Raw genomic sequence first — 25,840 nt, forward strand, 5'->3', positions numbered from 1 at the left:
CCTTACAGCAGCCCGTTTTCACGCAGGAAGTCGCGGGCGACCTGTTGCGGCGTCTGGTGATCGATATCCACTCTGGCGTTCAGGGTGGTGATCGCCTCGTTGGTCAGTTTACCGGAGAGGGTATTGAGCGCCTCAGCCAGTCCCGGATTGGCATCCAGCGTGTCCTGGCGCACGACCGGCGTCACCGCATAGCTCGGGAAGAAGCCTTTATCGTCTTCCAGCACTTTCAGATCGAAGCCCTTCACGCGTCCGTCGGTGGCATACACCAGGCCGGCTTCCACAAAGCCGTCGCGGATGGCGTTATACACCAGGCCCGGGTCCATCTGGCGGATCTGCGGGCGATCCAGTTCCATGTTGTAGGCCTTCTGCAGCGGCTTCATGCCGTCGCTGCGCCCGGAGAACTCCAGATCCAGGCCGAGCATCCAGTTGTTATCCGGGTCGGTCTGGCGGATATGTTCAATCTTCTCCACCAGCTGCGACATGGTGGAGATGTTCTCCGCCTCGGCGCGCTTGCGCTGCATGGCGAAAGCGTAGGTGTTGTTCATGTTGGCTGGGTTAAGCCACACCAGCCCGAGCTTCCCGTCGAGGCGCTTCACGGTCTGGTAGCTCTCTTCCGGGGTCATCCGTTTGTTGATGTGGTTGAAGATAATCAGCGAGGTGCCGGTGTACTCCCAGGTCATGTCCACCTGCTTGTTGATCATCGCATTACGCGAGATAACGGTGGCGATATTGGTTTGCGGCTGCACGTCAAAACCCATTTTGCGCAGGTACTGCACCGTCATCGCCGAAAGAATATGCTGCTCGGTAAAACTTTTGGTCGCGAGGATCAGCGGGGCGGCCTGCACCTGGCTGGTCAGCAGCGAGAGGGCAGCCACCAGGCCGCACAGAGTTGCTTTTAGTTTCATCTCAACGCTCCTTATCAGGCGGTATGTGGGCTAAGCAGGCGACCCAGTCCGGCCAGCGCCATATCAAGGATCAGCGCAAACAGGGCCGTGGCGGCCGCGCCCAGGATGAGCGTCGGGAAGTCGTTCAGGTAGATGCCGGGGAAAATAAGCTCGCCGTAGCTGCTGGCCCCGATGAGGAACGCCAGCGGTGCGGTGCCGACGTTAATCGCGGTAGCGATGCGGATGCCTGAAAGAATCACCGGCAGGGCGGCGGGCACTTCCACCTGACGCAGACGCTGCCAGCGCGTCATGCCGATGCCCTTCGCCGCTTCGGTGAGCGAGGCCGGTACCGCGCACAGCCCGGCATAGGTATTACGCACGATGGGCAGCAGCGAGGCGAGAAACAGCGCGACAATTGCCGGCTTATCCCCGATACCCACCACGATCATCGCCAGCGCCAGTACAGCCAGCGGCGGCAGGGTGTTACCCACGTTAAAGATCTGCATCACCGGTTCAGCGAAACGGCGGGCAGCCGGACGGCTCAACAGCACGCCGCTCGGAATACCGACCGCCAGCGCCAGTGCCATAGAGGTAAAGACCAGCTTGAGGTGCTGTTGCCCGAGGTAGAGTAAATCCACTTTGCGGGCGCTGATGGTATCGAGGCCGATGCCCCACACCAGCGCCGCCACTACGGCAGCGATCAGCAGTATCGCCCCGAAGGTGCGTTGGAGTAGTGAGAAGTGCATTGCTGTTGTCTCCCTGTGCACGGTTTATCGCAACCCAGCGTTGCTTTGTTATGCCTTGTGTTGGCAGGGTGCTTAGAGCTATAGCAACGGATACGACAGGATTCCAGTCAGCGAAGCGCCAGTAATGTCAGTGCCTTAGGATAAAATGGCCGTTTTACCCTGTAACCATAACGAATTGTAACTATTGTCGAGAATAATCTTAAAAGCGAAGCGCTAAGGTGACACCGTAACATAAGCGATTTTTTGTACAGGCCAGATGCGGAGCGGCTTGCCAGCAATATCACCTTATGTCAGGGTGAGAAAAAAACATGAGGGATGCTGATGGGTCTGTTAATCAAGGCGGCGCTCGGCGCGGCCATTGTGCTGTTAATTGGCGTGCTGTCGAAGAGTAAAAACTACTATATCGCCGGGCTGATCCCGCTGTTTCCCACCTTTGCCCTGATTGCCCACTACATCGTCGCCACCGAGCGTAACGTCGAGGCGCTGCGCACCACGGTGATCTTCGGCATGTGGTCGATCATTCCCTATTTCATCTATCTGGCGTCGCTGTGGTATTTCAGCGCCATGATGCGGGTGCCGCTGGCGCTGCTCAGTGCGGTGGCGATGTGGAGCCTGTCGGCGTGGGTGCTGATTGCGCTCTGGACGCGCTTTCACTGACTGGCCCGCCGGGTGGCGGGCCTGAAGATTAACGCCAGAGGGTTTTTTGCGCCACCGGGATCGGCAGGTCGCTGCGCCACGCCGCCAGCGTCAGCCGGGTCAGCTCGCCGAGCGCGACGTAAAACGGATGGCGCGCTTCGGCAATAAACACCTCCAGAAAACGCCCGGACCAGGGCAGAAGATGCCAGGCGAGCAGGCAATCGACGTCGTGTTCCCGCCCGGCCTCAGCCAGCCAGGCGGCCAGCATCAGCAGCGTACCGATGTGATCGCACGGCTCGCGTTCGCTGTGGTTATAGTCGATGCCGCTGGCCGTCATCCACTGGCGCAGCGCCAGCATCGATTCACCAAACAGCACGTTCTCCCGATCCAGCCACACCGACCCCCAGGGCGGCGCAGGTAGCGCCCAGGGGCCAATGAACAGCCGCTGCCAGGCGGCGGGCAGTGGCTCGTCGCCGGACCTCAGCCCGAGGCGCAGGCGCTGGACGATGTCATCGAGCTGCGGATGGGTGACCGGCCAGGCGGCAGCAAATGCCTCGTCCTCAAGCAGCGTCAGTACCGGGGCCAGCGTCGGGCTGTCCGGCGGCTGGCTGAACAGGGCACCGAGGATGCGTCCGCTAAGCGACAGGCTGGCCATGCGCGGGGTCAGCAGAGGTTCAGTGAGGGGCATGCTCATCCCGCCACCGCCATACCGACGGTCATATGCAGGCCGTAGAACAGCCCGCGACCAATCACTTCCGCGGCCACGACCATCATAAATCCGCTTGCCAGCGTCAGCGTGCGCGGTGCGCTGCGGCGCATAAGCGGCACCAGCCAGCATGCCAGCCCGAGCAGCAGCAACCCGAAGCGCCAGAGTTGCAGCGTGGCATAACCCGGCACCAGCGCGCTGGCCTGCTGCACCGAACTGTGGATCGCGCCCAGAGAAACGCCCTGCATCAGCGCCGCGCCCGCGCTGACCAGCAGCGCCAGCACGCTCAGCAAGGCAAATCGGCGGCTGGTACCGCGATAGCGCGCCCCGGAGAGCAGCGCCGCACCCAACAGCGGGCCGCCAAGCAGCACCGTCATAAAGAAGCCGAGGGTGGTGTAGCCGGTGTGCCAGGTGGGAACGGTGTTAATCTGGTAAACGCGGGTCATGGCCCAGACAAACCCCAGCCCTGCAAGCATGGTGACCAGCAGCCACAGCTTTACCAGCGCGGCGGGCAGTCGGCCGGACAGCGCCAGCAGCCATCCGATTCCGCCGAGGGCGAAAAACAGCGACCCGGCGGCGATCTCATTGCTCAGCGCCGACGCTCCGATGCGGTTCAGGGAGTTAAACGCCCGCAGCGGCGAACCGAGGTGCAGCATCGAGGCGACAAAGCCGATGCCCATCAGCAGCCAGAGGAAAAACATGGCGCGCACGATGCGCTGCTGCTGTTCACTGTTTCTGCTGCTGGCGAACCAGGCGCAGCCGGTAACGATAACGCCGCCCACCACGCACTGACCGAGCACGGTAAACAGCACCAGCGGCCATTCATGCCATCCGTTGCCCATCTCACACCTCCTTCGGGTTAGCCAGATAGCCGGTGGTATCCCCGACAGGGCGGCTGTTGGCATTGGGTTTGATCACAATATTGGGTCGGGTAAAACGCGCGGCGGGCAGCGGGGCGATCTGCGCCAGATCGCCGTACTTTTTACGCAGCTCGTCAATCGGTGCCAGATCCAGCGCGCGCAGCGGGCAGGACTCGACGCAGACTGGCTTTTTGCCGTCGGCGATACGGTCGTAGCAGCCGTCGCACTTGGTCATGTGGCCTTTGGCGGCATCGTACTGCGGTGCGCCGTAGGGGCAGGCCATATGGCAGTAGCGACAGCCAATGCACACCTCTTCGTTGACCACCACAAAGCCGTCGTCGCGCTTGTGCATTGCCCCGCTCGGGCAGACTTTGGTACAGGCCGGGTCGGCGCAGTGGTTGCAGGCGATAGACAGATAATACGCAAACACGTTCTGGTGCCAGACGCCGTTATCCTCCTGCCAGTCCCCACCGGCGTACTCGTAAATGCGGCGAAAGCTGACATCCGGGGTGAGATCCTTGTAATCCTTGCACGCCAGCTCGCAGGTTTTGCATCCGGTGCAGCGGCTGGAATCAATATAAAAGCCATATTGGGTTGTCATCGGTTACTCCTTACACCTTCGCGATCTGGACCAGGTTGCTGTGGGACGGGTTACCCTTCGCGAGTGGCGACGGGCGCTGGCTGGTCAGCACGTTAATGCTCCCTGCGCGATCGATACCCTTGTCATCCGGGTCGTACCAGGCACCTTCCCCCAGCGCCACCACGCCCGGCAGGATGCGCGGCGTGACTTTCGCACTGATACGCGTTTCACCGCGCCCGTTCCAGATGCGTACCGTGTCGCCGTTAGCGATGCCGCGCGGGCGCGCATCCAGCGGGTTAATCCACACCTCCTGGCGACAGGCGGCCTTCAGCACCTCCACGTTGCCGTAAGTGGAGTGGGTGCGGGCTTTAAAGTGGAAGCCGGTCAGCTGGAGCGGATAGCGGGCACTCAGCGGATCGTCGTGGTGTTCAAAACCGGGGCTGTACACCGGCAGCGGATCGATGCGGTCGCCGTCGGGCAGCGTCCAGCGAGCGGCAATGTCTGCCAGCTGCGCCGAGTAAATTTCGATTTTTCCCGACGGCGTGGTCAGGGGACTGGCGGCGGGATCGGAGCGAAACGCCTGGTAGGCCACGTGATGGCCCTCGGGATCGCGCTGTTTGAAAATGCCCTGCTGGCGGAAGGTGTCAAAATCAGGCAGCGCCGGAATAGCCTGACGCGAGCGGGCGTAGAGATGGCGCAGCCAGCCCTCCTGGTCGCGGCCTTCGGTAAACTGCTCGCCAACCCCCATACGATGGGCAATCTCGCTGGTCATTTCATACAGGGTTTTGCACTCGAACCTCGGTTTGATCGCCTGGTCGGCGAAAATCACATAACCCATGTTGCCGCACGAGGCGTCAAGGGCGAAATCCATTTGCTCGGAGGCGGTGCAGTCTGGCAGCAACAGGTCGGCGTATCTGGCGGAAGCGGTCATATGACAGTCGATCACCACAATCAGCTCGCACTTCGTCTCGTCCTGCAGAATGTGATGGGTGCGGTTGATCTCCGAGTGCTGGTTTACCAGGCAGTTGCCGGCATAGTTCCAGATCATTTTAATCGGCACGTCGAGCTTATCTTTCCCGCGCACGCCGTCTGCCAGCGCCGTCATCGACGGGCCGCGCTCGATGGCATCGGTCCAGGTAAACATCGAAATGCTGGTCTCAACCGGGTTCTGAAGCGTCGGCATCCGTTCAAAGGGCAGGGCGTAAGAGCCTTCCCGCGCGCCGCTGTTCCCGCCGTTAATCCCGACATTGCCGGTCAGGATCGGCAGCATCGCGATAGCCCGCGACGTCAGCTCACCGTTGGAGTGGCGCTGCGGCCCCCAGCCCTGGGCGATAAAGGCGGGTTTCGTCTGGGCGATTTCTCGTGCCAGCGTGACGATACGCGCCACGGGAATACCGGTGATGCGCGCGGCCCAGTCTGGCGTTTTGGCAACCCCGTCATCGCCCTGACCGAGAATATACGCTTTATAGTGTGCGTTAGCCGGTGCGCCTGCCGGCAGGGTTTTCTCGTCGTAGCCGACGCAGTAGCGGTCGAGAAAGGCTTGATCGACCAGATTTTCATTAATCATCACCCAGGCGAGGGCGGCAACCAGCGCCGCATCGGTGCCGGGACGGATCGGGATCCACTCATCCTCGCGGCCCGCCCCGGTGTCGGTGTAGCGCGGGTCGATGATGATCATGCGGGCATTCGATTTCTGACGCGCCTGCTCCAGGTAATACGTGACGCCGCCGCCGCTCATTCGCGTTTCGCCCGGGTTATTACCGAACAGGACCACCAGCTTGCTGTTTTCGATGTCCGACGGGCTGTTGCCGTCGGCCCAGCCGCCGTAGGTATAGTTCAGGCCAGCCGCGATTTGCGCGGTGGAGTAGTCGCCATAATGGTTGAGATACCCGCCGCAACAGTTCATCAGGCGCGCAATCAGGGTTTCGCCCGGCGGCCACGAGCGCGTCATGGTGCCTCCCAGCGTGCCGGTGCCATAGTTCAGATAGATGGCTTCATTGCCGTACTGGCTGATGATGCGCCGCATCTCCCGGACCAGCATGTCGTAAGCTTCGTCCCAGCTGATCCGCTCGAATTTACCTTCGCCGCGCTTACCGACGCGCTTCATCGGATATTTAAGCCGGTCGGGATTGTAGACGCGACGGCGCATAGAGCGCCCGCGCAGGCAGGCGCGTACCTGATGCAGCCCGTCATAATTATCGTCGCCGGTATTGTCGGTTTCCACATACTGAATAACACCGTCGGCAACGTGCATACGCAGCGGGCAGCGACTCCCGCAGTTAACGGTGCAGGCGCTCCATACCTTGCGATCCTGATGCGTGCTGACCGATTCACCCACCGCGGCGGCGAGCGGGGCGATGCCGAACGGCAACGAAATACCGCCCGCCGCCAGCGCCAGCCCGCCCAGCGTGGTGGTGGTGAGAAATGTGCGACGGCTGATCCCGTCCTGATGGTGTGACATGATTCGCTCCCTGACCGTGTCGCCTGCTGAACCGGCAACCAGATGGTAAGAAAAGTAAAAGCATTAGCGTGCTAATGGATTGGCAGGGGGCGAGTGTTACCCATAATGGGGTAGAAAACGTTAATCCGTATCAAGTCGGATGGAGTCAGCGCGGGCAGGAATAAAAAAAGGCGCCGAAGCGCCTGATGCAGATTATTGCGGTTCGGTGGAAGTGGCGTCCTGGGTGGCCGCGCCGCTGACCGGATTATTACCGCTGCTGGTGCGGGTATAGAGAATTTTTTGCGTGTCGTTGGCGCAGTGGCCAACCACCTGTGCGTCAGGCTGATCCGCCTGATCGTTAGGTACAATCGACAGGGTAAAGCCTGTTTCCGGTACGCCGTTATTAATAATACGCTGAGAGATGTCTGCTTTTACGCGCTCGCACGACCCGGTCGCGGCAAGTGCCGGGCCAGAGGCCATCAGGACCAGAGCGCCTACCCACAATGCTGATTTCATAATCGGCTCCTTAAGCGTGTCGAATCAGATTAAGCATAGCATTGATAGTGTAAATAGTTGTATTTGCTTATATCATCCCGGGTACTTTCGGAAAACTGGACAGTACTGTGAAAAAGTTAATCGCTCTGGCGCTGGTGTCCGCCACGCTGGCGGGCTGCGATGACGCGCCTGCTCCTGACGCCTTCAGCCCGGAAATGGCAAGCTTTTCGAACGAGTTTGATTTCGATCCGTTGCGCGGGCCGGTAAAGGATTTCAGCCAGACGCTAATGAATGAAGAAGATAAAGTGGCGCTGCGCGTCGCCGGCACGCTGTCGAAAGAGGGCTGCTTCGATACGCTCGAATTCCACGACGTGGAAAACAATACCGGTGCCTCGCTGGTGCTGAACGCCAACTTTTATCTCGATGCCATGACCCAGGAGAAACGCGTAAAGCTGCAGGGCAAATGCCAGCTGGCGGAGCTGTCGGGAACCGGCCTCATCTATGAGACCAATGAAAAGGGCTTTGTGGTCGCCGCGCGGAACAACGAGGCGGAAATCATCTATCACTACGACAGCGACGGTTATCCGCTGGGGCGCACGGCAAAAAGCAAAGACAAAACGCTGTCGGTAGAAGCCACGGTATCGTCGGACAAGCGCAAGAAGCACGACTACACTGCCGAAACGACGCTTAACGACGAGGTGGTGGGGCGCGCAAATCAGAGCTGCCGCTATGACAGCCATTTCAACCCGTTAAGCTGTGAGCTGGTGATGACGGATCTCTCCGTCACCCCCCATAAAATTCAAAAATTCACCATCAAAAACACCATCAGCTACTACTGAGTGTGATGCCTGCCGCGGCTTTACTGCGCGGTAGGCTTCAACAGGCTTCCCGGCGTTTTGTGCTCGGACAGATACTGATGCTGTAAGATGCACATGCGGATGGTGTTGCGGTACTCGCCGTTGATAAAGAACTCGTGGATCAGTTCCCCCTCGACCATAAACCCAAGCTTACGGTAGATGTGGATGGCTTTCTCGTTCTCTTTATCGACGATGAGATAGAGCTTGTAGAGGTTGAGGACGGTGAAACCGTAATCCATCGCCAGCTTCGCCGCCCTGGAAGCGAGGCCTTTGCCCTGCTGCTCGGGGGAGATGATTATCTGAAACTCGGCGCGGCGGTGCACGTGGTTGATCTCCACCAGCTCCACTAACCCGGCTTTGTCGCCGTCGCACTCCACCACGAAGCGGCGCTCGCTCTGATCGTGAATGTGCTTGTCGTAAAGATCGGACAGCTCAACGAAAGCCTCGTACGGCTCTTCGAACCAGTAGCGCATTACGCTGGCGTTGTTATCAAGCTGGTGGACGAAGCGCAGATCTTCGCGCTCCAGCGGACGGAGTTTTACCTGTAGTTGGTCAGACATGCAGAATCCTGAAAGCAGCAGGCTCCGGGTGGAGCCTGCAAAGGTCATTACGGGGCGACGGTGCGGCCGGTACGGCGGTCAAGACAGCGCTGAGTGTTGCTTTCCCAGTAAGCGTTAACGTTGACGCTCTGCTGACATTTATCGCGCAGGTCGAACGCCACGTCGTCTTTATCCCACTCTTTTTCCACGCGGGTGTTCACCTTGTGGCGCAGGGAGCGGGTATCGTTCCACTGCTCTTTTTCCATTGCGGCGTGCTGGCGGCTCTGGGCGCTGTCGCCGGACTCGATCACCAGACGGCTGGTTTCGGCCTGAACCGCCGGGCTGAAGGCGAGGGAAGCGGCAAATGCCAGCGGCATCAGCGCCAGTAAGGGACGAAGGATTGTATTCATAACCGTTTCCTTTTAGGGTGTGCGGTGCTTCGGTTGCACAGACTGACGATTATATCACCGCACCTCAGGGGCGGACAGCGTCAGCCGGTTACAAATTATTCCGCCCTGAGGTTCAACATGATCAAAACAACCCTGCTGTTTTTTGCCACCGCGCTGGCGGAAATTATCGGCTGCTATCTTCCCTGGCTGTGGCTTAAGCGCGGCGTCACACCGCTGGTGCTGCTGCCCGCCGCGCTGTCGCTGGGGATGTTCGTCTGGCTGCTGACGCTGCACCCGGCGGCGAGCGGGCGCGTCTATGCCGCCTATGGCGGGGTGTACGTCTGTGCGGCGCTGCTGTGGCTGCGCGTAGTGGATGGCGAAAAGCTGTCGCTCTACGACTGGCTCGGCGCAGGTGTGGCCCTGTGCGGCATGCTGATCATCGTCGCCGGATGGGGGCGTGCCTGAGCGCCTGAAGTGTGACCGTGCGCGGATTTTTGCGATCTTATACTTGTATGGTAGTAGCGCAGTTGCGTAAGTTTAGCGCTATTGAGGCCATTACAGAGGTAAAGATCCCCCATGAAAATCGTCGCGGCTGAAGTGTTTGTTACCTGCCCTGGACGTAACTTTGTTACGCTGAAAATCACCACCGACAGCGGCCTGACCGGGCTGGGCGATGCCACCCTGAACGGGCGTGAGCTGCCAGTTGCCTCCTATCTGAAAGATCATCTCTGCCCGCAGCTGATTGGCCGCGATGCGCACCGTATCGAAGATATCTGGCAGTTTTTCTATAAGGGCGCCTACTGGCGTCGTGGCCCGGTAACCATGTCCGCCATTTCCGCCATCGATACCGCGCTGTGGGATATAAAAGCGAAAGCCGCCGGGATGCCGCTCTACCAGCTGCTGGGCGGCGCGTCGCGCGAGGGGGTAATGGTCTACTGCCACACCACCGGGCACAGCATTGATGAGGTGCTGGAAGATTATGCCCGCCACAAAGAGCAGGGCTTCAAAGCGATTCGCGTCCAGTGCGGCGTGCCGGGCATGAAAACCACCTACGGCATGGCGAAGGGCAAAGGGCTGGCGTATGAACCCGCCACCAAAGGGCAGTGGCCGGAAGAGCAGCTCTGGTCTACCGAAAAGTACCTCGACTTTACGCCGAAACTGTTCGATGCCGTGCGCAACGAATTTGGTTTTGACGAACACCTGCTGCACGACATGCACCACCGCCTGACCCCCATCGAAGCCGCGCGTTTTGGTAAGAGCATCGAAGAGTACCGCATGTTCTGGATGGAAGACCCGACCCCGGCGGAAAACCAGGCCTGCTTCCGTCTGATCCGCCAGCACACCGTGACGCCGATTGCGGTCGGGGAAGTGTTCAACAGCATCTGGGACTGCAAACAGCTGATTGAAGAGCAGCTCATCGACTACATCCGCACCACCATCACTCACGCAGGGGGCATCACCGGCATGCGCCGCATCGCCGACTTCGCCTCGCTGTATCAGGTGCGTACCGGCTCTCACGGCCCGTCGGATCTCTCCCCAATCTGCCATGCGGCGGCGCTGCACTTTGACCTGTGGGTGCCAAACTTTGGCGTGCAGGAGTACATGGGCTATTCCGAGCAGATGCTGGAGGTGTTCCCGCACAGCTGGACCTTTGACAACGGCTATATGCATCCGGGCGACAAGCTGGGCCTCGGCATTGAGTTCGATGAGAAGCTGGCTGCGAAATACCCCTACGATCCAGCGTACCTGCCGGTGGCCCGCCTCGAAGACGGCACGCTGTGGAACTGGTAACAGGAGCAATGATGAAAAGTATTGTTATCCAGCAGCCGAACCGGCTGGACATTGAAACCCGCAGCCTGCCCGAACCCGCTGCGGGAGAGGTGCGTGTTAAGGTGAAACTGGCGGGCATCTGCGGCTCGGACAGCCACATCTACCGCGGTCATAATCCGTTCGCGAAATACCCGCGCGTTATCGGCCACGAGTTCTTTGGCCTTATCGACGCGGTGGGCGAGGGCGTATCCAGCGCCCGTCTCGGCGAGCGCGTGGCGGTCGATCCGGTGATCAGCTGCGGTCACTGCTACCCGTGTTCGGTGGGCAAGCCTAACGTCTGCACGTCGCTGGTGGTGCTCGGTGTGCACCGCGACGGCGGTTTCAGTGAGTACGCGGTAGTGCCTGAGCGCAACGCCTGGACGGTGCCGGACGCCATCCCCGACGCCGATGCAGTCATGATTGAACCCTTTACCATCGCCGCCAACGTCACCGGCCAGGTCAACCCGACCCCGCGCGATGTGGCGCTGGTTTACGGCGCGGGCCCGATGGGGCTCACCACCATTCAGGTGCTGAAGGGCGTCTATAACGTCGGGCAGGTGATTGTGGTGGACCGCATCGAGGAGCGGCTGGAGATGGCGCGCCAGAGCGGGGCCGATATGGCGATTAACAATCTCAATCAACCGCTGGCGGCGGTGCTGGAGGCGCAGGGCATCAGGCCGACGCTGATTGTCGATGCCGCCTGTCATCCGTCAATTTTACAGGAGGCGGTGCTGCTGGCCTCCCCGGCGGCGCGCGTTGTGCTGATGGGCTTCTCCAGCGAGCCGAGCAGCATCACCCAGCAGAGCATCACCGGCAAAGAGATTTCCATCTTTTCCTCGCGACTTAATGCGAAGAAATTCCCCGTGGTTATCGACTGGCTAAGCCGGGGGCTTATCAGCCCGGCGAAGCTGGTGACCCACACGTTTGCTTATCAACACGTTACCGACGCCATTGAACTGTTTGAGAATAACCAGCGGCAGTGCTGCAAGGTGCTTCTCACCTTCAATGAATAAAAACGGACAACCCGGCCGCTCGTCGCGCCGGGAAAATAGTCATGCGAGTACGTGGTCCGCATCTTACCCTTTGCAGAGATAGCCATTATGACGCAAGTAAAAGCCGAGAGATCGACCTCAGACCTGGTTAAAGCCGCCGTATCGGGCTGGCTGGGTACCGCCCTTGAATTTATGGATTTCCAGCTCTATTCGCTGGGCGCGGCGCTGGTGTTTCATGAAATATTCTTCCCGGAACAGTCTGCCGCAATGGCGCTGATCCTGGCGATGGGCACCTACGGCGCGGGCTACATCGCCCGTATTGTCGGCGCATTCATTTTTGGCAAGATGGGCGACCGCATTGGCCGCAAAAAAGTGCTGTTTATTACCATCACCATGATGGGGATCTGTACCACGCTGATCGGCGTGCTGCCCACCTACGCCCAGATCGGTATTTTCGCACCAATCCTGCTGGTGACGCTGCGTATCGTGCAGGGGCTGGGCGCCGGGGCGGAGATTTCCGGGGCCGGCACCATGCTGGCCGAGTACGCGCCGAAAGGCCGTCGCGGCATTATCTCCTCGCTGGTGGCGATGGGCACCAACTGCGGCACCCTGAGCGCGACTGCCATCTGGGCGGTGATGTTCTTTGTGCTGGAGCGCGAAGAACTGGTGGCCTGGGGCTGGCGCGTGCCGTTCCTCGCCAGCGTGGTGGTGATGATCTTCGCCATCTGGCTGCGCATGAACCTGAAAGAAAGCCCGGTGTTTGAACAGGTCAGCGAGGGCGATAAAGCCCCGGCGCAGATCGAACCGCGTGAAACCACGCTCGGGGCGATGTTCACCAGTAAATCCTTCTGGCTGGCGACCGGGTTGCGCTTCGGCCAGGCCGGTAACTCCGGGCTGATCCAGACCTTCCTTGCCGGTTATCTGGTGCAGACCCTGCTGTTTGATAAAGCCATTCCTACCGATGCGCTGATGATCAGCTCGTTTATAGGCTTCATCACCATTCCGCTGCTCGGCTGGCTGTCGGATAAATACGGGCGGCGCGTGCCCTATATTCTGCTGAATATCTCGGCGATTATCCTGGCGTACCCGATGCTGTCGATTATTGTCGATAAGAGTTACGCCCCCGGCACCATCATGCTCTCTATCATCGTTATCCATAACTTCGCGGTGCTGGGGCTGTTTGCGCTGGAAAACATCACGATGGCGGAGATGTTCGGTGCGCGAAATCGCTTCACCCGAATGGCTATCTCGAAAGAGGTGGGTGGTCTGGTGGCGGTCGGTTTTGGGCCGCTGGTGGCGGGCATTCTGTGCAACATGACCGGCAGCTGGTTACCCATCGTGGCCATGATTGTGGTCTACTCCCTGATTGGCCTCGTCTCGGCACTTATGATGCCTGAAGTGCGCGACCGTGACCTGAATGTGCTGGAGGATGCCGCAGAGCCTGCCGCGCGAGCGACGGAGCGGGTGGGGCATTACGTCTGATATGCTTGTCATTTTCTTAACCTCAACGCCTGCCTGACCGCAGGCGTTTTTTTTGACACATCCGGTTACCATTCTAGTCATGATAGTCAGCAAATCCTGTCTCAGGTCAATATCGCTGACGGAGTGAGACGTAATCTGTTGAACCACTGTTTCATTTCCAAGACGAGTCTCTTCTATGGCACATAAACTACTTTCTGCCCGGGCTGTGACCCCGACTTACTCGCGTGACGCGCTGGTCCCGCGCATCGTTCATCTCGGCTTCGGCGCGTTTCACCGGGCGCATCAGGCGCTGTACGCCGATATGCTCGCCGCAGAGCACGGCAGCGACTGGGGCTACTGCGAAGTCAATCTGATTGGCGGCGAGCAGCAGATCGCCGATCTGCGCGCTCAGGACAATCTCTATACCGTGGCAGAGATGTCGGCCGATGGCTGGAATGCGCGGGTCGTTGGGGTGGTGAAACGCGCGCTGCACGCCGGAGTGGACGGGCTGGAGGCGGTGCTTGACGCGCTGTGCGAGCCGCAGGTGGCTATCGTCTCACTCACCATTACCGAGAAAGGCTACTGCCATGCGCCGGCCACCGGTCAGCTGGTGCTGGACCATCCGCTGATTGTCGCCGACCTGCAGCATCCGCAGCGGCCGGGGTCGGCTCCGGGCGTGATCGTCGAAGCGCTGGCGCGGCGTAAGGCGGCGGGGCTGCCCCCGTTCAGCGTCATGTCCTGCGATAACATGCCGGAAAATGGGCACGTGCTGAAAAACGTGGTGCTGGCCTTTGCCGCCGCGCGCGACGCCGCGCTGGCGCAGTGGATCGCCGATAAGGTGACTTTTCCGTCAACTATGGTGGATCGCATCGTCCCGGCCGTCACGCCGCAGACGCTGGAGAAAATTGAGCAACTTACCGGCGTGCGCGACCCGGCGGCGGTGGCCTGCGAGCCGTTCCGCCAGTGGGTGATTGAGGATAACTTCGTCGCCGGGCGTCCGGCGTGGGAAAAGGCCGGGGCGGAACTGGTGTCCGACGTTATTCCATTCGAAGAGATGAAACTGCGCATGCTCAACGGCAGCCACTCGTTTCTGGCTTACACCGGCTACCTGGCCGGGTATCAGCACATCAACGACTGCATGGAAGATGTGCATTTCAGACGTGCGGCGCGGGCGCTGATGCTGAACGAGCAGGCCCCGACGCTGCGGGTGAAAGGCGTGGATCTTGCGCGCTATGCCGATCTGCTGATTGAGCGCTACAGCAACCCGGCGCTGCGCCACCGCACCTGGCAGATCGCGATGGACGGCAGCCAGAAGCTGCCCCAGCGCCTGCTCGATTCGGTGCGCTGGCATCGGGTACACGGCAGCCGCTTCGAACTACTGGCGCTGGGGATTGCGGCCTGGATGCGTTACGTGGGCGGCGTGGACGAGCAGGGGGCAGCCATTGACGTCAGCGATCCGCTGCTGCCGGTTATTCAGCAGGCGGTTGAGCGTAGCGACGACGGCGCGGCGCGGGTGAAGGCGTTACTGGGGATTGTGGCGATATTTGGTAACGAGCTGCCTTGTGATGCGGCGTTTACCGCGGCGGTCACCCAGGCGTATCTGATGCTGTGCGAGAAGGGGGCGAAAGCAACGGTGGCGGCTTACGCTGAACGGGTAGCGTAACAAACATTGGTGCCGCCCTAAGGCGGCACGTTTCCTTTAGTGCAAACCAAGCCGGATCAGCTCAACCGGGGCATACTGCCCGTCGCACCCTTCCACTTCCACGGTTTTTTCACGGCGTACTTTCTCTGCGCTCAGGCCGTCGGCGTGAATAGCTTTGATAACGCCGGTCTGGCCACTGCCGCTAATCATCACGCGGCTGCCGGTGGAAATCGGGTTGCGGTTACGGTCGTAAGTTCTCATGGTGGTTTCTCCTCTGAACAGCGATAAAAATTCAGACGCTGTAAAGTGTAAAAACGCGACCGCAGAAAACCTTAACCTCGATCAAAATCTGATGGATTTGTGTGATGAATATCACGCTGTGCAGCAGGCTACTCTTCGCTGAACCACTCGCGGTTTTCCTGACGGATCAGCTGCACCGACTCGCTGATCTCCTGCAGATGGACCGTCATGGCGTGCTCTACCGCGTCGCCGTCGCGCTTTTCCAGCGCGAGGAAAATATCGTTGTGCTGGCGCAGCAGCATCTCGGGCGGCGAGACGTGATCGAGGCTCATATAGCGCACGCGGTCGATGGTCGCCTTGATGTTTTCGATGGTGTCCCAGGCTAGCTGGCAGTCTGCCACCTGGGCCAGGCGCTGGTGGAACTCATCGTCGAGCTGGAAGAAATCGTTAAGCTGCTTGCGCTCAATGGCGATGCGCTGCTGGTTCAGGTTTTGCTCCAGCTGATAGCACTGGGCATCGTCAATCAACGACGCCGCGCGCCGCGCCACCGCGCACTCAATCGCCTGACGCACAAAGCAGCCGTTGCGCACCTGGGAAAGGGAGATCTTATTTACGTAGCTGCCGCGCTGGGGGCGGATCTGAATCAAGCCATTTTCAGCCAGCTTGATAAACGCTTCCCGCACCGGCTGGCGCGACACGTCGAACCGTACTGACACCTCTTTTTCCGACAGCGGCGTTCCCGGTGGGATCAGGCAGTGCACGATATCACGTCGTAAAATACGATAGATTTGCTGGTTAACCGGTTGGGTGGGATTGAGTTGCGTTTCGGCGGCCATTATTTCTTACTTTTTAAGCGGGTATGCGCGTAATCTATCACCTTTTGGCGGGTCAGCCCATACCCGGCCCGCAGGCCGGGCGGGAGGATCACTCGCCGCGATGGACGCTCAGCCCGGCAAAGGACTGGCTGACCGGCATCATTTCCACGGTATTGATGTTGACGTGCGCTGGCAGCGTCGCCACCCACCACACCGCCTCGGTGACGTCGTCCGGCGTCAGGGCGCTGGTGTTCTCGTAGGTTTTACCCGCTTTGGCATCATCACCTTTGAAACGCACGTTGGAGAACTCGGTACCGCCCACCAGGCCCGGCTCAATGTCGGTGACGCGCACCGCGGTGCCGTGCAGATCGGTACGCAGGTTCAGGCTGAACTGGCGCACAAAGGCTTTGGTTGCGCCGTAGACGTTGCCGCCCGCGTAAGGCCAGCTGCCTGCGGTGGAGCCAATGTTAATGATATGGCCGCAATTACGCTCCACCATGCCCGGCAGCACCGCGCGGGTCATGTACACCAGCCCTTTGTTGTTGGTGTCGATCATGTTTTCCCAGTCTTCGAGGCTCGCTTTGTGGGCTGGCTCCAGACCGAGCGCCAGGCCTGCGTTGTTGACCAGGATATCAATTGCCTGCCACTCAGCGGGCAGGGCGCTCAGCATCTCCTCAATGGCAGCGCGGTTGCGCACGTCGAGCTGCGCGGTGTGAATGCCGTCGCCCAGTTCGTCCTTCAGCTCCTGCAGACGCTCCTGGCGGCGGCCGGTCGCGATAACCTTATGACCATTTTTTACGAAGCGACGGGTGATATGTTCGCCAAACCCGGAGGTGGCTCCGGTAACTAATATAATCATCTCACTGTTCCTCAACGCTTTTTGTGTTGTATTACCTTAGCACGCTCACTGCTTTTCAGGGAACCTGGATACGTATCAGCCTGTTTCCCGCCTGCCCATTGCCGGAGGGGGCATCGTTGCATAAGCTAGAGGATTGTCATGATGACCTAACCGGAGCCGACGATGTCCGCACAGAATCCGTTTTTTGAGACCAGCCTGCTGCCTTACGAGGCCCCCCGTTTTGATGTGATAACCGATCAACATTACCGTCCGGCGTTCGATGAAGCGGTGCGCATCAAGCGCGAGGAGATTGCCGCCATTGTGGCTAACACAGCCGCACCGGACTTCGACAACACCGTGCTGGCGCTGGAGAACAGCGGGCGCACGTTGAGCCGCGTCACCGCCGTGTTTTTTGCCATGACCGCCGCGCACACTAACGATTATTTGCAGACGCTGGACGAAGCGTTCAGCGCTGAACTGGCGGAGCTGGCAGATGATATCTACCTCAACGAGCCGCTGTTTGTGCGCGTCGATGCGGTATATCAGACGCGTCACAGCCTCGGGCTGGACGCCGAGTCGCTGCGGCTGGTCGAAACCCTCTGGCAGCGCTTTATGCTGGCCGGGGCGCGCCTCGGCCATGAGCAGAAGGCGCAGCTGAAAGCCCTGAATAAAGAGGCCGCGCAACTGACCAGCCAGTTCAATAACCGTCTGCTGGCGGCGAATAAAGCCGGTGCGCTGGTGGTGGATGACGTGGCGCAGCTTGCCGGGCTGAGCGAGGAGGAGATCGCGGCGGCTGCGGAAGCCGCCCGGGCGCGTGGCCTGCAAGGGCGCTGGGTGTTGCCGCTGCTCAACACCACCCAACAGCCAGCGCTGGCAGCCCTGGAAAACCGTGCCACGCGGGAAACCCTGTTTAATGCCGCCTGGGAGCGTGCGCAGCGCGGCGACGATAACGATACCCGAGCGCTGGTGCTGCGTCTGGTGGAGCTCCGGGCGCAGCAGGCGAAACTGCTGGGCTTCAATGACTATGCCAGCTGGAAGATCGCCGACCAGATGGCGAAAACGCCCCAGGCCGCCCAGCGTTTTATGCGCAACATTGCTCCGGCGGCCCGCGCCCGTGCCGAGCGCGAGCGGGAAGATATTCAGCAGGTGATCGATCGCCTGGGCGAGGATTTCAGCGTCCGGGCCTGGGACTGGAACTACTACGCCGGACAGGTGCGCCGCGAAAAATATGCCCTCGACGAAAACGAGATCAAACCTTACTTCGAGCTGGATAACGTCCTGACCCGCGGCGTGTTCTGGGCGGCCAGCAGCCTGTTTGGCATTCGCTTCGTCGAGCGCTTCGACATCCCGCGCTATCATGACGATGTGCGCACCTGGGAAATTTTTGATAAGGACGGGCGAGGCCTGGCGCTGTTCTACGGCGATTTCTTCGCCCGGGAAAGCAAAAGCGGCGGGGCATGGATGGGTAACTTCGTTGAGCAGTCCACGCTGACCGGCAACGAGCCGGTAATCTATAACGTCTGCAACTACCCGAAACCCGCGCCCGGTAAACCTGCGCTGATCTCCTGGGATGACGTTATCACGCTGTTCCACGAATTTGGCCATACCCTGCACGGCCTGTTTGCCAACACGCGCTACGCCAGCCTCTCCGGCACCAATACCCCGCGTGATTTCGTTGAGTTCCCGTCGCAGATCAATGAGCACTGGGCCAGCCACCCGGAAGTGTTCACCCGCTACGCCCGCCACTACCAGACCGACGCGCCGATGCCGGAGGCGCTGCGCGAGAAGCTGTTCCGCTCCGCGCAGTTCAACAAGGGCTACGACATGACCGAACTGCTGGCGGCGGCGCTGCTCGACCTGAACTGGCACAGCATCAATGCCGGACAGAGCATTAAGGACGTTACCTGGTTTGAAACCGCTTCGCTGGCGCGGGAAAACCTGCTGCTGGAAGCGGTGCCGCCGCGCTACCGCTCAAGCTATTTCGCGCACATTTTCGGCGGTGGCTACGCGGCGGGCTACTACGCCTATCTCTGGACGCAGATGCTGGCCGATGATGGCTATCAGTGGTTTGTCGAGCAGGGCGGGTTGAATGAGGAAAACGGACAGCGCTTCCGCGACGCGATCCTGTCGCGCGGCAACACCTCAGATCTTGAGGCGCTGTACCGCGACTGGCGCGGCCACGATCCAAAGATCGAGCCAATGCTGAAAAATCGGGGATTACGTGACTGACGGGTCATCGGGCCGGGGTAACACCCGGCCCCTTAAGACAAACAGAGGCGTTTGGCCTCTGTTTTATACGGTGGTTCTGGAAGCATGCCGTTTTTTGGGAAGGCAGGCGCGAGCCGTAACCCGGGTTCCACACACTGAGCAGACGGCTCCGTGGGGATGATTTTTGTCCGTGCAGGCGTTGGTAAAATAAAAACAGTTGCCGCTACAGACAGGACAGACAAATTTTGAACTGGGGATAACCCCTCCAGGCTGTACTGTTGAAGCTTCACACTAGCACGTTTTTTATACATTCATACTACTAATGATTTCGCCGGAAATCAGTGTAAGCGGTATCAACTGAGCAACCGCGCGGCCTGGATGACTTAAAATAAATTTTTATTTCAGCTCAGGCGGTTACGCTTACATGCTGCTGAACGGATCGTGCTGTTCCAGCCAGCCTGCAATCTCCGCCGGAGGGATGGGTCGGGAGCAAAAATAGCCCTGAATCTCATCGCAGCCAAAGGTTTTCAGCAGGCGCGCCGTGTCGGCATCTTCCACCCCCTCCGCCAGTACCAGATAATCCAGCTCCTTGAGCATCACGATGACGTTGCGGGCAATGACCCGGCTGCCGGTATCGCGGGTGATCTGGCTTATCAACGTGCGGTCGAGTTTGATGATGTCGATGGGAATGCGCCGCAGGTAATTGATGTTGCTGTAGCCCGCGCCGAAGTCATCAAGCAGGATTTTAAAACCGCGCAGCTTAAGCATATCCAGCTCCTGCAACGCCGTTGCACTCTCCAGCACTTTTTCGGTTTCCAGGCACTCAATGCGCAAATCCGCTGGCGTCAGCCCGGCGGCCAGCACTTTTGCTTCCAGCGCGTCGGCAAATCCAGGGGCCGAGAAGTCGCTGACCGTTACGTTAATCGAGACCGGAAGCATAATCCCCACGCTGCGCCAGCAGATGAGTTGCCGCAGCACTTCGGCGGTCACCCAGTCAGTAATCGCCGTCATCAGGCTGGTACGTTCGGCGAGGGCAACGATTTTTGACGGCGGAATATCGCCCATCTGCGGGTGGGTCCAGCGTAACAGGGCTTCCAGCCCGACGGTGCGACCGTCATGCAGCGATACCTTCGGCTGGTAGACCAGATAAAGCTCGCCGCCATTTTTTACCGCTTCGCCGAGATCGTACAGCAGGCGGAAGTCATCATTACGCTTGCCGTCCAGCACCGCATCGAACGCCTGAACGGTGTTCCCCTGACGAATTGCTTCATGCAGGGCGCTCACCGCCTGACGGAACACCTCCTGGCCGGAATCCTGGTTAGGAATAAAACTGGCGTAACCGGCATGCGTGCGCAGCGGGATTTCGGTATCACCGGCAATTTTTGCCCGGGTAGGCGGCAGGGCGAGGGTACGTTTGATCAGGGTACGTGCCAGCTTGTTGTTCACCAGCAGGGCGTAGCGCCCCGCTGCAAAGGCATACAGCGGCACATCCGGTGTAAGGCGCAGGCGCATACGCAGCAGCGGCCCGAAGTTGCGCAGCAGTTTCTCCACCGCCGCCAGCCCGAGATAGCGCGACAACTCGTAGGCGCGGGTAATGTCGATGCAGTCGAAGATCATCATCACCAGCGGTTCATCCACTCCTGCGAAAGAGAGACGATCCATCTCTTTGAGCAGCGTCTGCCGATTCGGCAGCCCGGTCAGCGCATCAATGCGGCCCACCGAGTACCAGGTATCAAGCCAGGCGCTGGCGAGGCCCGCCAGCTGAATAAACTGCGCGATCCGTTCGGGTGAAGGCATCACCGGGGAGGCGTGGCTGACGCACAGGGTACCGAGCGCCAGGCCGTCGCGGGTGGTCAGCGGCGCAGCAGCATAGAAAATCACCACCCCGCGCTGGACCAGCGGATGATCGATAAAGCGCTCGTCAAGGCGGGTATCCTGGCAGATCACCGGCTCGCAGGTCAGCACCGAATACTGGCACATCGCCTCATCCACCGGCATTTTTTCCAGCAGATGCGGTACGTTCTCCGCAAACTTAATGTACTGGAAATTATTGTCGAAGACGGTGACGAAACACCCCTCCACACCCATGATGCTTTTTGCCAGACGGGCAAATTCCCCCAGCGTGCGATCGCGGGTGCCGTCTTCCTGGCGCAACAGCTCTACGGCTGCCAGTTTTTTACTTTGATGCTTGTTCAACCCGGAGAACATAGAGGGTTCCTGCCAGAAAAAAGGCGTATTCAGAGTCAAAAGCGGCAATGCGCTCAGTCGTCATCGCCGTAATAGAGTTTACCCAGTTTGATCAGCGACCGACCCTGGGATTTTCGGTGCAGATTGCTGTCACGCAGCGAATAAACGCAGCCGCAGTACTCCTGCTGATAAAAACGTTCGCGCTTGCTGATCTCAATCATGCGCGAGGAGCCGCCCTGTTTGCGCCAGTTATAGTCCCAGTAAACCATGCCCTCATAAGGCGCTGCTGCACGCTGGCCGCAGTCATTAATCTGCTGCATGTTTTTCCAGCGTGAAATACCCAGCGAGCTACTGATCACGCGAAAACCGTGTTCGTGGGCATACAGCGCGGTGCGCTCGAAACGCATATCGAAGCACATGGTGCAGCGCACGCCGCGCTCAGGCTCCCACTCCATCCCTTTTGCCCGCTCAAACCAGTTATCGGTGTCGTAATCCGCATCGACAAAGGGCACGCCGTGTTTCTCGGCAAAGCGAATATTTTCCTCTTTGCGCAGCAGATACTCTTTTTCCGGGTGAATATTGGGATTGTAGAAAAAGATGGTGTAGTCGATACCAGAGGCGTGCAGTGCCTCCATCACTTCACCGGAGCAGGGTGCGCAGCAGGAGTGCAACAGGAGTTTTGGTGCGTTGTTCGGCAGCTGAAGCTGCGGGCGTTTTACGTCAGTCATCATCTCAGTTCAGTCGGTTTGCTTAACAATCATTATTGACCTTACCAGGAAAAAAGGGGCCTGGTAAGGCTTTAATTTATGGCCTGAGGCGTAAAGCGCGGTGAAGCATAAATGATCGTGTTGTTTAAGCGCCGTTAAGAATCACGATGCTAGCGTAGGTACGCGATCCGTTATGCGCCAGGAAATGCGCATAGCGATAAAAGATAAAACAGTCTATCCATGCAAGCATTGCCGCCGGTTACCCTGGCGGTTTTTTTTTGCACATTATCCAGCGCAGAAGGCATCAGCCGACATCTTCCAGCGCGTCGTTGTACAGCGTTGACGGGAAGGTGCTAAGCGACTGAAACGCCCGGCCCGCGAAAAACAGCGGCATGCCCTCGCTCTGCCACTGCTGAAGCTGGACCTCCTGGAGCGGCGTCAGGGGGAGATCGCTGTAGAGCATGTAGTGCTCAGCGACGAACATCTTCAGCTCCGGATGCTGTACCGCCTCGCACAGCACCTCAATGCGAAAGCCTTCGCTGGAAGAGCGTAACGCTTCCAGCCATACCGCCAGCGGATCGTTCATATTCAGCGGAATGATGACCAGCGAGGCCGCGGGGCGCTTGCGCATCGTCTGTAGCACCCAGGTGATATACTCCAGCACCAGCGTATCAAACCGCACCCGGCGCGTGTTCTGGGTAGCATTCTGGCCTTGCTGCAACCACAGACGCAGCGGGGCGATGATATTGTCTACCATCAAGCCTGCGGGCAACTCCCGCCCCAGACGGCGCAGCAGCGCCCGTAGCTTATCGCTGGTTGGCTTCTCCAGCGCCGACAGGAGGCTCTCCTGATACAGCGCCCACTGGCTGTTCAGGGTGGCATGTTCACCCTTCACCAGCTTCGCGATTTCCGTGAGCGGGATACCGCGTTCCAGCCACTTCACGATCATCTGCGTACGCATCAGGTGGCTGTAATCATAGAAGCGCCGCCCGTTACCATCGCGCGCCGGTTTCAGCAGGCCGTAACGTTGCCAGGTGCGGAGGTTAGGTATACTTACACCGCACTGATCGGAAAGCATTTCGATAGTAAACTGGGCCATGTATTTCCTGACGAAGGTAAACGGGCGGTGGAAGTTCGGGCCTCAGTACGAGGAGGAGCAGCGACTGCGTGGCATAAAAATACCGGGAACGTTCCTCACTTGCTAATAGTTTCGCAAAATAACTACATTTATTAATAGCCTGCTTTCATTCGCAATCATGACGCCTTTTATCCGCCTGGCGCTGACCACCAACATGAAGAAAATTCATGGATGATGAATTTTCTTCGTTTGGCGAATCATCGTGTGCATGGCATGCTTTGGACATATAGCCATCCAGAAGTCTAAAGTTCAGACTGTGAATTATCACCCTGCTAAATTACTGCGCAGGGCAGGAGAGAGAAGAATGCAACGACAGCACGCCCCGTTCCGCGCCGACGTAGTCGGCAGCTTTTTACGCCCGGATACCATCAAAGCGGCGCGTCAGCAGTTTGCGCGCGGCGAAATCGATGCCGCTGCGCTGCGCCAGATTGAGAACGATGAGATCCGCCACGTGGTGGAGCAGCAGTGCAACTGCGGTCTGCATGTGGTGACAGACGGTGAGTTCCGCCGCGCCTGGTGGCACTTCGATTTCTTTGACGGCCTACAGGGCGTTGAGCGCTACGATTCACAGCAGGGGATTCAGTTCAACGGCGTGCAGACCAAAGCGCACGGCGTGCGCGTCGTCGGTAAGCTCGGCTTCGGCGATCATCCGATGCTGGAAGATTTCAAATTCCTGAAGAGCATCAGCGGTAACGCCGAGCCGAAAATGACCATTCCCAGCCCGAGCGTGCTGCACTTCCGCGGCGGTCGCAAGGATATCGATGCCAGCGTATATCCGGATCTTGATGTGTATTTCGACGATCTCGCCACCACCTGGCGCGATGCGATTCACGCCTTCTATAACGCCGGCTGCCGCTATCTGCAGCTCGACGATACCGTCTGGGCGTACCTGTGCTCCGATGATCAGCGCCGCCAGATCCGCGAACGCGGTGACGACCCGGACCAGCTGGCGCGCACTTACGCTCGCGTGCTGAACAAGGCGCTGGAGGGCAAACCCGCCGATCTGACCATCGGGCTGCACGTCTGCCGCGGCAACTTCCGCTCCACCTGGATCTCTGAAGGCGGCTACGAGCCGGTAGCGGAAGTGCTGTTCGGCAGCGTCAACGTGGATGCCTTCTTCCTTGAATACGATAATGACCGCTCCGGCGATTTCGCGCCGCTACGCTTTATCCGTCCAGGTCATCAGCAGGTAGTACTGGGCCTGATCACCACCAAAAACGGCGAGCTGGAAAATCCGGAAGGGGTGAAAGCGCGTCTGCAGGAAGCGGCGAAGTATGTCGATCTCAAGCAGATCTGCCTGAGCCCGCAGTGTGGATTTGCCTCTACCGAAGAGGGCAACACCCTGACGCCGGAACAGCAGTGGGACAAGGTGCGCCTCGTCACCCGCATCGCAGAGCAGGTGTGGTAAGCCAGCGCGCGTAACCGGCAGGAACTAAAAAGGGATGCACAGTGTGCATCCCTTTTTTAATGGCGCGGTTCCGCCACAGGCGCGTGTTACAGGTTCGCCATATCGATTACAAAGCGATAGCGCACGTCGCTTTTCAGCACGCGCTCGTAGGCTTCGTTGATCTGGTCGATGTTAATCATCTCGATTTCAGACACGATGTTGTGTTCGCCGCAGAAATCGAGCATCTCCTGGGTTTCTTTGATAGAGCCAATCATCGAACCGGAAATGGTACGGCGGGCGCTGACCAGCGGCATGGCGGAGATCGGGATCTGCTGCTCCGGAATACCCAGCACCACAAAAGTACCGTCCGGCTTCAGCAACTGCAGGTAGGCGTTCCAGTCGATGTTAGCCGATACGGTGCAGATGATCAGATCGAAGTGGTTCTGCAGCTTCTCAAAGGTTTCTGCATCTTTGGTGGCGTAGTAGTGATCGGCCCCCAGACGCAAGCCGTCCTCTTTTTTGGACAGCGACTGGCTCAGCACAGTGATTTCCGCCCCCAGCGCGTGACCAAGCTTAACACCCATATGACCCAGACCACCCATACCGACGATCGCCACCTTCTTGCCCGGACCGGCGTTCCAGCGTTTCAGCGGCGACCACAGGGTGATACCCGCGCACAGCAGCGGGGCGGTGGCATTCAGTTCCAGATTATCCGGTACGCGCAGCACATAGCCCTCTTTTACCACGATATGGTCAGAGTAGCCGCCGTAGGTGGGCTTGTCGGTGCCCACTTCCGGGCTGTTGTAGGTCATCACCAGACCCGGCAGATACTGCTCGATATCTTCGTCGCGATGCCCGCAGGTGGTGCAGGAGTCGACGAAGCAGCCGATACCCACTTTGTCGCCCGGCTTAAATTTCGTCACCTTCGCACCCACCGATTTCACGATGCCAACGATCTCATGACCCGGCACCATCGGATAGGTCGCGCCGCCCCACTCGTTGCGCACCATGTGGATATCGGAGTGACAGACGCCGCAATATTTAATATCGATCACCACATCGTCTTCACGTGCCTCGCGGCGTTCAAAAGAGAAGGGACCGAGGGGCGTTGTAGCCGCGAAGGCGGCATAACCTTTAGCTTGAGACATTGTCATTATCCTGTCGTGATAGCGGGAATAAGATTCAGGACAACTATAGTACATGCCTGCACCTCTCCCCGCCGGGTAATGACCGGTTGAGCGCACAAGTTGCCAACAAATATAAGCTAATCGTCTCATAAATAAC

Annotated in this window: 25 protein-coding genes; 9 read left to right on the forward strand and 16 right to left on the reverse strand. The window is 59.1% G+C overall.

What is annotated here, in order from left to right:
- Positions 1–2 precede the first annotated feature (2 nt).
- Positions 3–905: a glycine betaine ABC transporter substrate-binding protein gene (locus ET34_RS0112825; protein WP_031522643.1), complete on the reverse strand. Its 903-nt coding sequence runs from the start codon at positions 903–905 to the stop codon at positions 3–5.
- Between the two features lie 14 nt (positions 906–919).
- On the reverse strand, positions 920–1,630 hold the full coding sequence (locus tag ET34_RS0112830) for an ABC transporter permease (RefSeq protein WP_031522645.1): 711 nt from the start codon (positions 1,628–1,630) through the stop codon (positions 920–922).
- Positions 1,631–1,951: 321 nt separating this feature from the next.
- Between ET34_RS0112830 and ET34_RS0112835 the strand changes: the two genes are divergently transcribed.
- Positions 1,952–2,287 (forward strand): GlpM family protein, encoded by a 336-nt coding sequence (locus tag ET34_RS0112835; protein ID WP_031522647.1) that lies wholly within the window; start codon positions 1,952–1,954, stop codon positions 2,285–2,287.
- 28 nt (positions 2,288–2,315) lie between these two features.
- On the opposite strand, the gene dmsD is transcribed toward ET34_RS0112835, so the two are convergent.
- The 5 genes from dmsD to ET34_RS0112860 all read right to left on the reverse strand — a co-directional run bounded on the left by dmsD (position 2,316) and on the right by ET34_RS0112860 (position 7,368).
- Positions 2,316–2,954 (reverse strand): Tat proofreading chaperone DmsD, encoded by a 639-nt coding sequence (gene dmsD, locus ET34_RS0112840; protein WP_051640536.1) that lies wholly within the window; start codon positions 2,952–2,954, stop codon positions 2,316–2,318.
- A 2-nt stretch (positions 2,955–2,956) separates the two neighbouring features.
- Positions 2,957–3,814, reverse strand: coding sequence for a dimethyl sulfoxide reductase anchor subunit family protein (locus ET34_RS0112845; protein ID WP_031522651.1), 858 nt, complete (start codon positions 3,812–3,814; stop codon positions 2,957–2,959).
- Between the two features lies 1 nt (position 3,815).
- Complete coding sequence (locus ET34_RS0112850; RefSeq protein ID WP_031522653.1) at positions 3,816–4,433, reverse strand: DMSO/selenate family reductase complex B subunit; 618 nt, start codon at positions 4,431–4,433, stop codon at positions 3,816–3,818.
- Between the two features lie 10 nt (positions 4,434–4,443).
- Positions 4,444–6,873 carry a dimethylsulfoxide reductase subunit A gene (gene dmsA / locus ET34_RS0112855; protein ID WP_031522655.1) on the reverse strand — a complete coding sequence of 810 codons (2,430 nt, stop codon included), beginning with the start codon at positions 6,871–6,873 and terminating at the stop codon, positions 4,444–4,446.
- 192 nt (positions 6,874–7,065) lie between these two features.
- Entirely contained in the window at positions 7,066–7,368 is a 303-nt protein-coding gene (locus ET34_RS0112860; RefSeq protein WP_031522658.1) for a DUF1161 domain-containing protein, read from the reverse strand.
- A 107-nt stretch (positions 7,369–7,475) separates the two neighbouring features.
- Here ET34_RS0112860 and ET34_RS0112865 point away from each other — a divergent pair, with 107 nt between their 5' ends.
- The gene (locus ET34_RS0112865; RefSeq protein WP_031522660.1) at positions 7,476–8,186 is read left to right on the forward strand and encodes a YnfC family lipoprotein; all 711 of its coding nucleotides are present in this window, start codon (positions 7,476–7,478) and stop codon (positions 8,184–8,186) included.
- Between the two features lie 20 nt (positions 8,187–8,206).
- Here the strand turns inward: ET34_RS0112865 and speG are convergent, their stop codons facing one another.
- Together speG and ET34_RS0112875 are read right to left on the reverse strand one after the other, a co-directional pair.
- A complete protein-coding gene (gene speG, locus ET34_RS0112870; RefSeq protein WP_031522663.1) occupies positions 8,207–8,764 on the reverse strand; it encodes a spermidine N1-acetyltransferase in 558 nt (185 codons plus the stop codon).
- A 47-nt stretch (positions 8,765–8,811) separates the two neighbouring features.
- Complete coding sequence (locus ET34_RS0112875) at positions 8,812–9,153, reverse strand: DUF1283 family protein (protein ID WP_031522664.1); 342 nt, start codon at positions 9,151–9,153, stop codon at positions 8,812–8,814.
- Positions 9,154–9,270: 117 nt separating this feature from the next.
- Between ET34_RS0112875 and ET34_RS0112880 the strand changes: the two genes are divergently transcribed.
- From ET34_RS0112880 to ET34_RS0112900, 5 genes are all read left to right on the forward strand, one after another.
- Positions 9,271–9,597, forward strand: a complete 327-nt coding sequence (locus ET34_RS0112880; protein ID WP_035891319.1) for a YnfA family protein — start codon at positions 9,271–9,273, stop codon at positions 9,595–9,597.
- A 111-nt stretch (positions 9,598–9,708) separates the two neighbouring features.
- Positions 9,709–10,923: a D-mannonate dehydratase ManD gene (gene manD, locus ET34_RS0112885; protein ID WP_031522668.1), complete on the forward strand. Its 1,215-nt coding sequence runs from the start codon at positions 9,709–9,711 to the stop codon at positions 10,921–10,923.
- Positions 10,924–10,934: 11 nt separating this feature from the next.
- On the forward strand, positions 10,935–11,954 hold the full coding sequence (locus ET34_RS0112890; RefSeq protein WP_031522670.1) for a Zn-dependent oxidoreductase: 1,020 nt from the start codon (positions 10,935–10,937) through the stop codon (positions 11,952–11,954).
- Between the two features lie 87 nt (positions 11,955–12,041).
- Complete coding sequence (locus ET34_RS0112895; RefSeq protein ID WP_031522672.1) at positions 12,042–13,415, forward strand: MFS transporter; 1,374 nt, start codon at positions 12,042–12,044, stop codon at positions 13,413–13,415.
- Positions 13,416–13,590: 175 nt separating this feature from the next.
- Complete coding sequence (locus ET34_RS0112900; RefSeq protein WP_031522674.1) at positions 13,591–15,057, forward strand: mannitol dehydrogenase family protein; 1,467 nt, start codon at positions 13,591–13,593, stop codon at positions 15,055–15,057.
- 36 nt (positions 15,058–15,093) lie between these two features.
- On the opposite strand, the gene ydfZ is transcribed toward ET34_RS0112900, so the two are convergent.
- From ydfZ to ydfG, 3 genes are all read right to left on the reverse strand, one after another.
- Positions 15,094–15,297 (reverse strand): putative selenium delivery protein YdfZ, encoded by a 204-nt coding sequence (gene ydfZ / locus ET34_RS0112905; RefSeq protein WP_031522676.1) that lies wholly within the window; start codon positions 15,295–15,297, stop codon positions 15,094–15,096.
- Between the two features lie 128 nt (positions 15,298–15,425).
- On the reverse strand, positions 15,426–16,112 hold the full coding sequence (locus ET34_RS0112910) for a GntR family transcriptional regulator (RefSeq protein WP_031522677.1): 687 nt from the start codon (positions 16,110–16,112) through the stop codon (positions 15,426–15,428).
- Between the two features lie 88 nt (positions 16,113–16,200).
- Positions 16,201–16,950, reverse strand: coding sequence for a bifunctional NADP-dependent 3-hydroxy acid dehydrogenase/3-hydroxypropionate dehydrogenase YdfG (gene ydfG / locus ET34_RS0112915; protein ID WP_031522679.1), 750 nt, complete (start codon positions 16,948–16,950; stop codon positions 16,201–16,203).
- 162 nt (positions 16,951–17,112) lie between these two features.
- On the opposite strand from ydfG, the gene dcp reads away from it, so the two are divergent.
- Positions 17,113–19,158: a peptidyl-dipeptidase Dcp gene (gene dcp / locus ET34_RS0112920; RefSeq protein WP_031522681.1), complete on the forward strand. Its 2,046-nt coding sequence runs from the start codon at positions 17,113–17,115 to the stop codon at positions 19,156–19,158.
- 399 nt (positions 19,159–19,557) lie between these two features.
- On the opposite strand, the gene ET34_RS0112925 is transcribed toward dcp, so the two are convergent.
- The 3 genes from ET34_RS0112925 to ET34_RS0112935 form a co-directional block, all read right to left on the reverse strand.
- Positions 19,558–21,345: a sensor domain-containing diguanylate cyclase gene (locus ET34_RS0112925; protein ID WP_031522683.1), complete on the reverse strand. Its 1,788-nt coding sequence runs from the start codon at positions 21,343–21,345 to the stop codon at positions 19,558–19,560.
- A 53-nt stretch (positions 21,346–21,398) separates the two neighbouring features.
- Positions 21,399–22,052 carry an epoxyqueuosine reductase QueH gene (locus ET34_RS0112930; RefSeq protein ID WP_031522685.1) on the reverse strand — a complete coding sequence of 218 codons (654 nt, stop codon included), beginning with the start codon at positions 22,050–22,052 and terminating at the stop codon, positions 21,399–21,401.
- Positions 22,053–22,335: 283 nt separating this feature from the next.
- Positions 22,336–23,130 (reverse strand): MerR family transcriptional regulator, encoded by a 795-nt coding sequence (locus ET34_RS0112935; RefSeq protein ID WP_031522686.1) that lies wholly within the window; start codon positions 23,128–23,130, stop codon positions 22,336–22,338.
- A gap of 343 nt (positions 23,131–23,473) precedes the next feature.
- Here ET34_RS0112935 and ET34_RS0112940 point away from each other — a divergent pair, with 343 nt between their 5' ends.
- Positions 23,474–24,577 carry a cobalamin-independent methionine synthase II family protein gene (locus tag ET34_RS0112940; protein ID WP_031522687.1) on the forward strand — a complete coding sequence of 368 codons (1,104 nt, stop codon included), beginning with the start codon at positions 23,474–23,476 and terminating at the stop codon, positions 24,575–24,577.
- Between the two features lie 86 nt (positions 24,578–24,663).
- Here the strand turns inward: ET34_RS0112940 and ET34_RS0112945 are convergent, their stop codons facing one another.
- Positions 24,664–25,704 carry an NAD(P)-dependent alcohol dehydrogenase gene (locus ET34_RS0112945; protein ID WP_031522688.1) on the reverse strand — a complete coding sequence of 347 codons (1,041 nt, stop codon included), beginning with the start codon at positions 25,702–25,704 and terminating at the stop codon, positions 24,664–24,666.
- Positions 25,705–25,840: the final 136 nt, after the last annotated feature.

The sequence above is a fragment of the Siccibacter colletis genome (assembly GCF_000696575.1).
GTDB lineage: Bacteria > Pseudomonadota > Gammaproteobacteria > Enterobacterales > Enterobacteriaceae > Siccibacter > Siccibacter colletis.

Excerpts from the sequence above, each read along its gene's own strand:
- ET34_RS0112875 (WP_031522664.1), bottom strand. The coding sequence starts at position 9,153 with ATGAATACAATCCTTCGTCCCTTACTGGCGCTGATGCCGCTGGCATTT.
- ET34_RS0112940 (WP_031522687.1), top strand. The coding sequence starts at position 23,474 with ATGCAACGACAGCACGCCCCGTTCCGCGCCGACGTAGTCGGCAGCTTT.
- ydfG (WP_031522679.1), bottom strand. The coding sequence starts at position 16,950 with ATGATTATATTAGTTACCGGAGCCACCTCCGGGTTTGGCGAACATATC.
- ET34_RS0112945 (WP_031522688.1), bottom strand. The coding sequence starts at position 25,704 with ATGTCTCAAGCTAAAGGTTATGCCGCCTTCGCGGCTACAACGCCCCTC.
- speG (WP_031522663.1), bottom strand. The coding sequence starts at position 8,764 with ATGTCTGACCAACTACAGGTAAAACTCCGTCCGCTGGAGCGCGAAGAT.
- ET34_RS0112880 (WP_035891319.1), top strand. The coding sequence starts at position 9,271 with ATGATCAAAACAACCCTGCTGTTTTTTGCCACCGCGCTGGCGGAAATT.
- dmsD (WP_051640536.1), bottom strand. The coding sequence starts at position 2,954 with ATGCCCCTCACTGAACCTCTGCTGACCCCGCGCATGGCCAGCCTGTCG.
- ET34_RS0112835 (WP_031522647.1), top strand. The coding sequence starts at position 1,952 with ATGGGTCTGTTAATCAAGGCGGCGCTCGGCGCGGCCATTGTGCTGTTA.
- ET34_RS0112910 (WP_031522677.1), bottom strand. The coding sequence starts at position 16,112 with ATGGCCGCCGAAACGCAACTCAATCCCACCCAACCGGTTAACCAGCAA.
- ET34_RS0112925 (WP_031522683.1), bottom strand. The coding sequence starts at position 21,345 with ATGTTCTCCGGGTTGAACAAGCATCAAAGTAAAAAACTGGCAGCCGTA.
- manD (WP_031522668.1), top strand. The coding sequence starts at position 9,709 with ATGAAAATCGTCGCGGCTGAAGTGTTTGTTACCTGCCCTGGACGTAAC.
- ET34_RS0112850 (WP_031522653.1), bottom strand. The coding sequence starts at position 4,433 with ATGACAACCCAATATGGCTTTTATATTGATTCCAGCCGCTGCACCGGA.
- dmsA (WP_031522655.1), bottom strand. The coding sequence starts at position 6,873 with ATGTCACACCATCAGGACGGGATCAGCCGTCGCACATTTCTCACCACC.
- ET34_RS0112900 (WP_031522674.1), top strand. The coding sequence starts at position 13,591 with ATGGCACATAAACTACTTTCTGCCCGGGCTGTGACCCCGACTTACTCG.
- ET34_RS0112895 (WP_031522672.1), top strand. The coding sequence starts at position 12,042 with ATGACGCAAGTAAAAGCCGAGAGATCGACCTCAGACCTGGTTAAAGCC.
- ET34_RS0112860 (WP_031522658.1), bottom strand. The coding sequence starts at position 7,368 with ATGAAATCAGCATTGTGGGTAGGCGCTCTGGTCCTGATGGCCTCTGGC.
- ET34_RS0112825 (WP_031522643.1), bottom strand. The coding sequence starts at position 905 with ATGAAACTAAAAGCAACTCTGTGCGGCCTGGTGGCTGCCCTCTCGCTG.
- ET34_RS0112930 (WP_031522685.1), bottom strand. The coding sequence starts at position 22,052 with ATGACTGACGTAAAACGCCCGCAGCTTCAGCTGCCGAACAACGCACCA.
- ET34_RS0112890 (WP_031522670.1), top strand. The coding sequence starts at position 10,935 with ATGAAAAGTATTGTTATCCAGCAGCCGAACCGGCTGGACATTGAAACC.
- ET34_RS0112845 (WP_031522651.1), bottom strand. The coding sequence starts at position 3,814 with ATGGGCAACGGATGGCATGAATGGCCGCTGGTGCTGTTTACCGTGCTC.
- dcp (WP_031522681.1), top strand. The coding sequence starts at position 17,113 with ATGTCCGCACAGAATCCGTTTTTTGAGACCAGCCTGCTGCCTTACGAG.
- ydfZ (WP_031522676.1), bottom strand. The coding sequence starts at position 15,297 with ATGAGAACTTACGACCGTAACCGCAACCCGATTTCCACCGGCAGCCGC.
- ET34_RS0112830 (WP_031522645.1), bottom strand. The coding sequence starts at position 1,630 with ATGCACTTCTCACTACTCCAACGCACCTTCGGGGCGATACTGCTGATC.
- ET34_RS0112935 (WP_031522686.1), bottom strand. The coding sequence starts at position 23,130 with ATGGCCCAGTTTACTATCGAAATGCTTTCCGATCAGTGCGGTGTAAGT.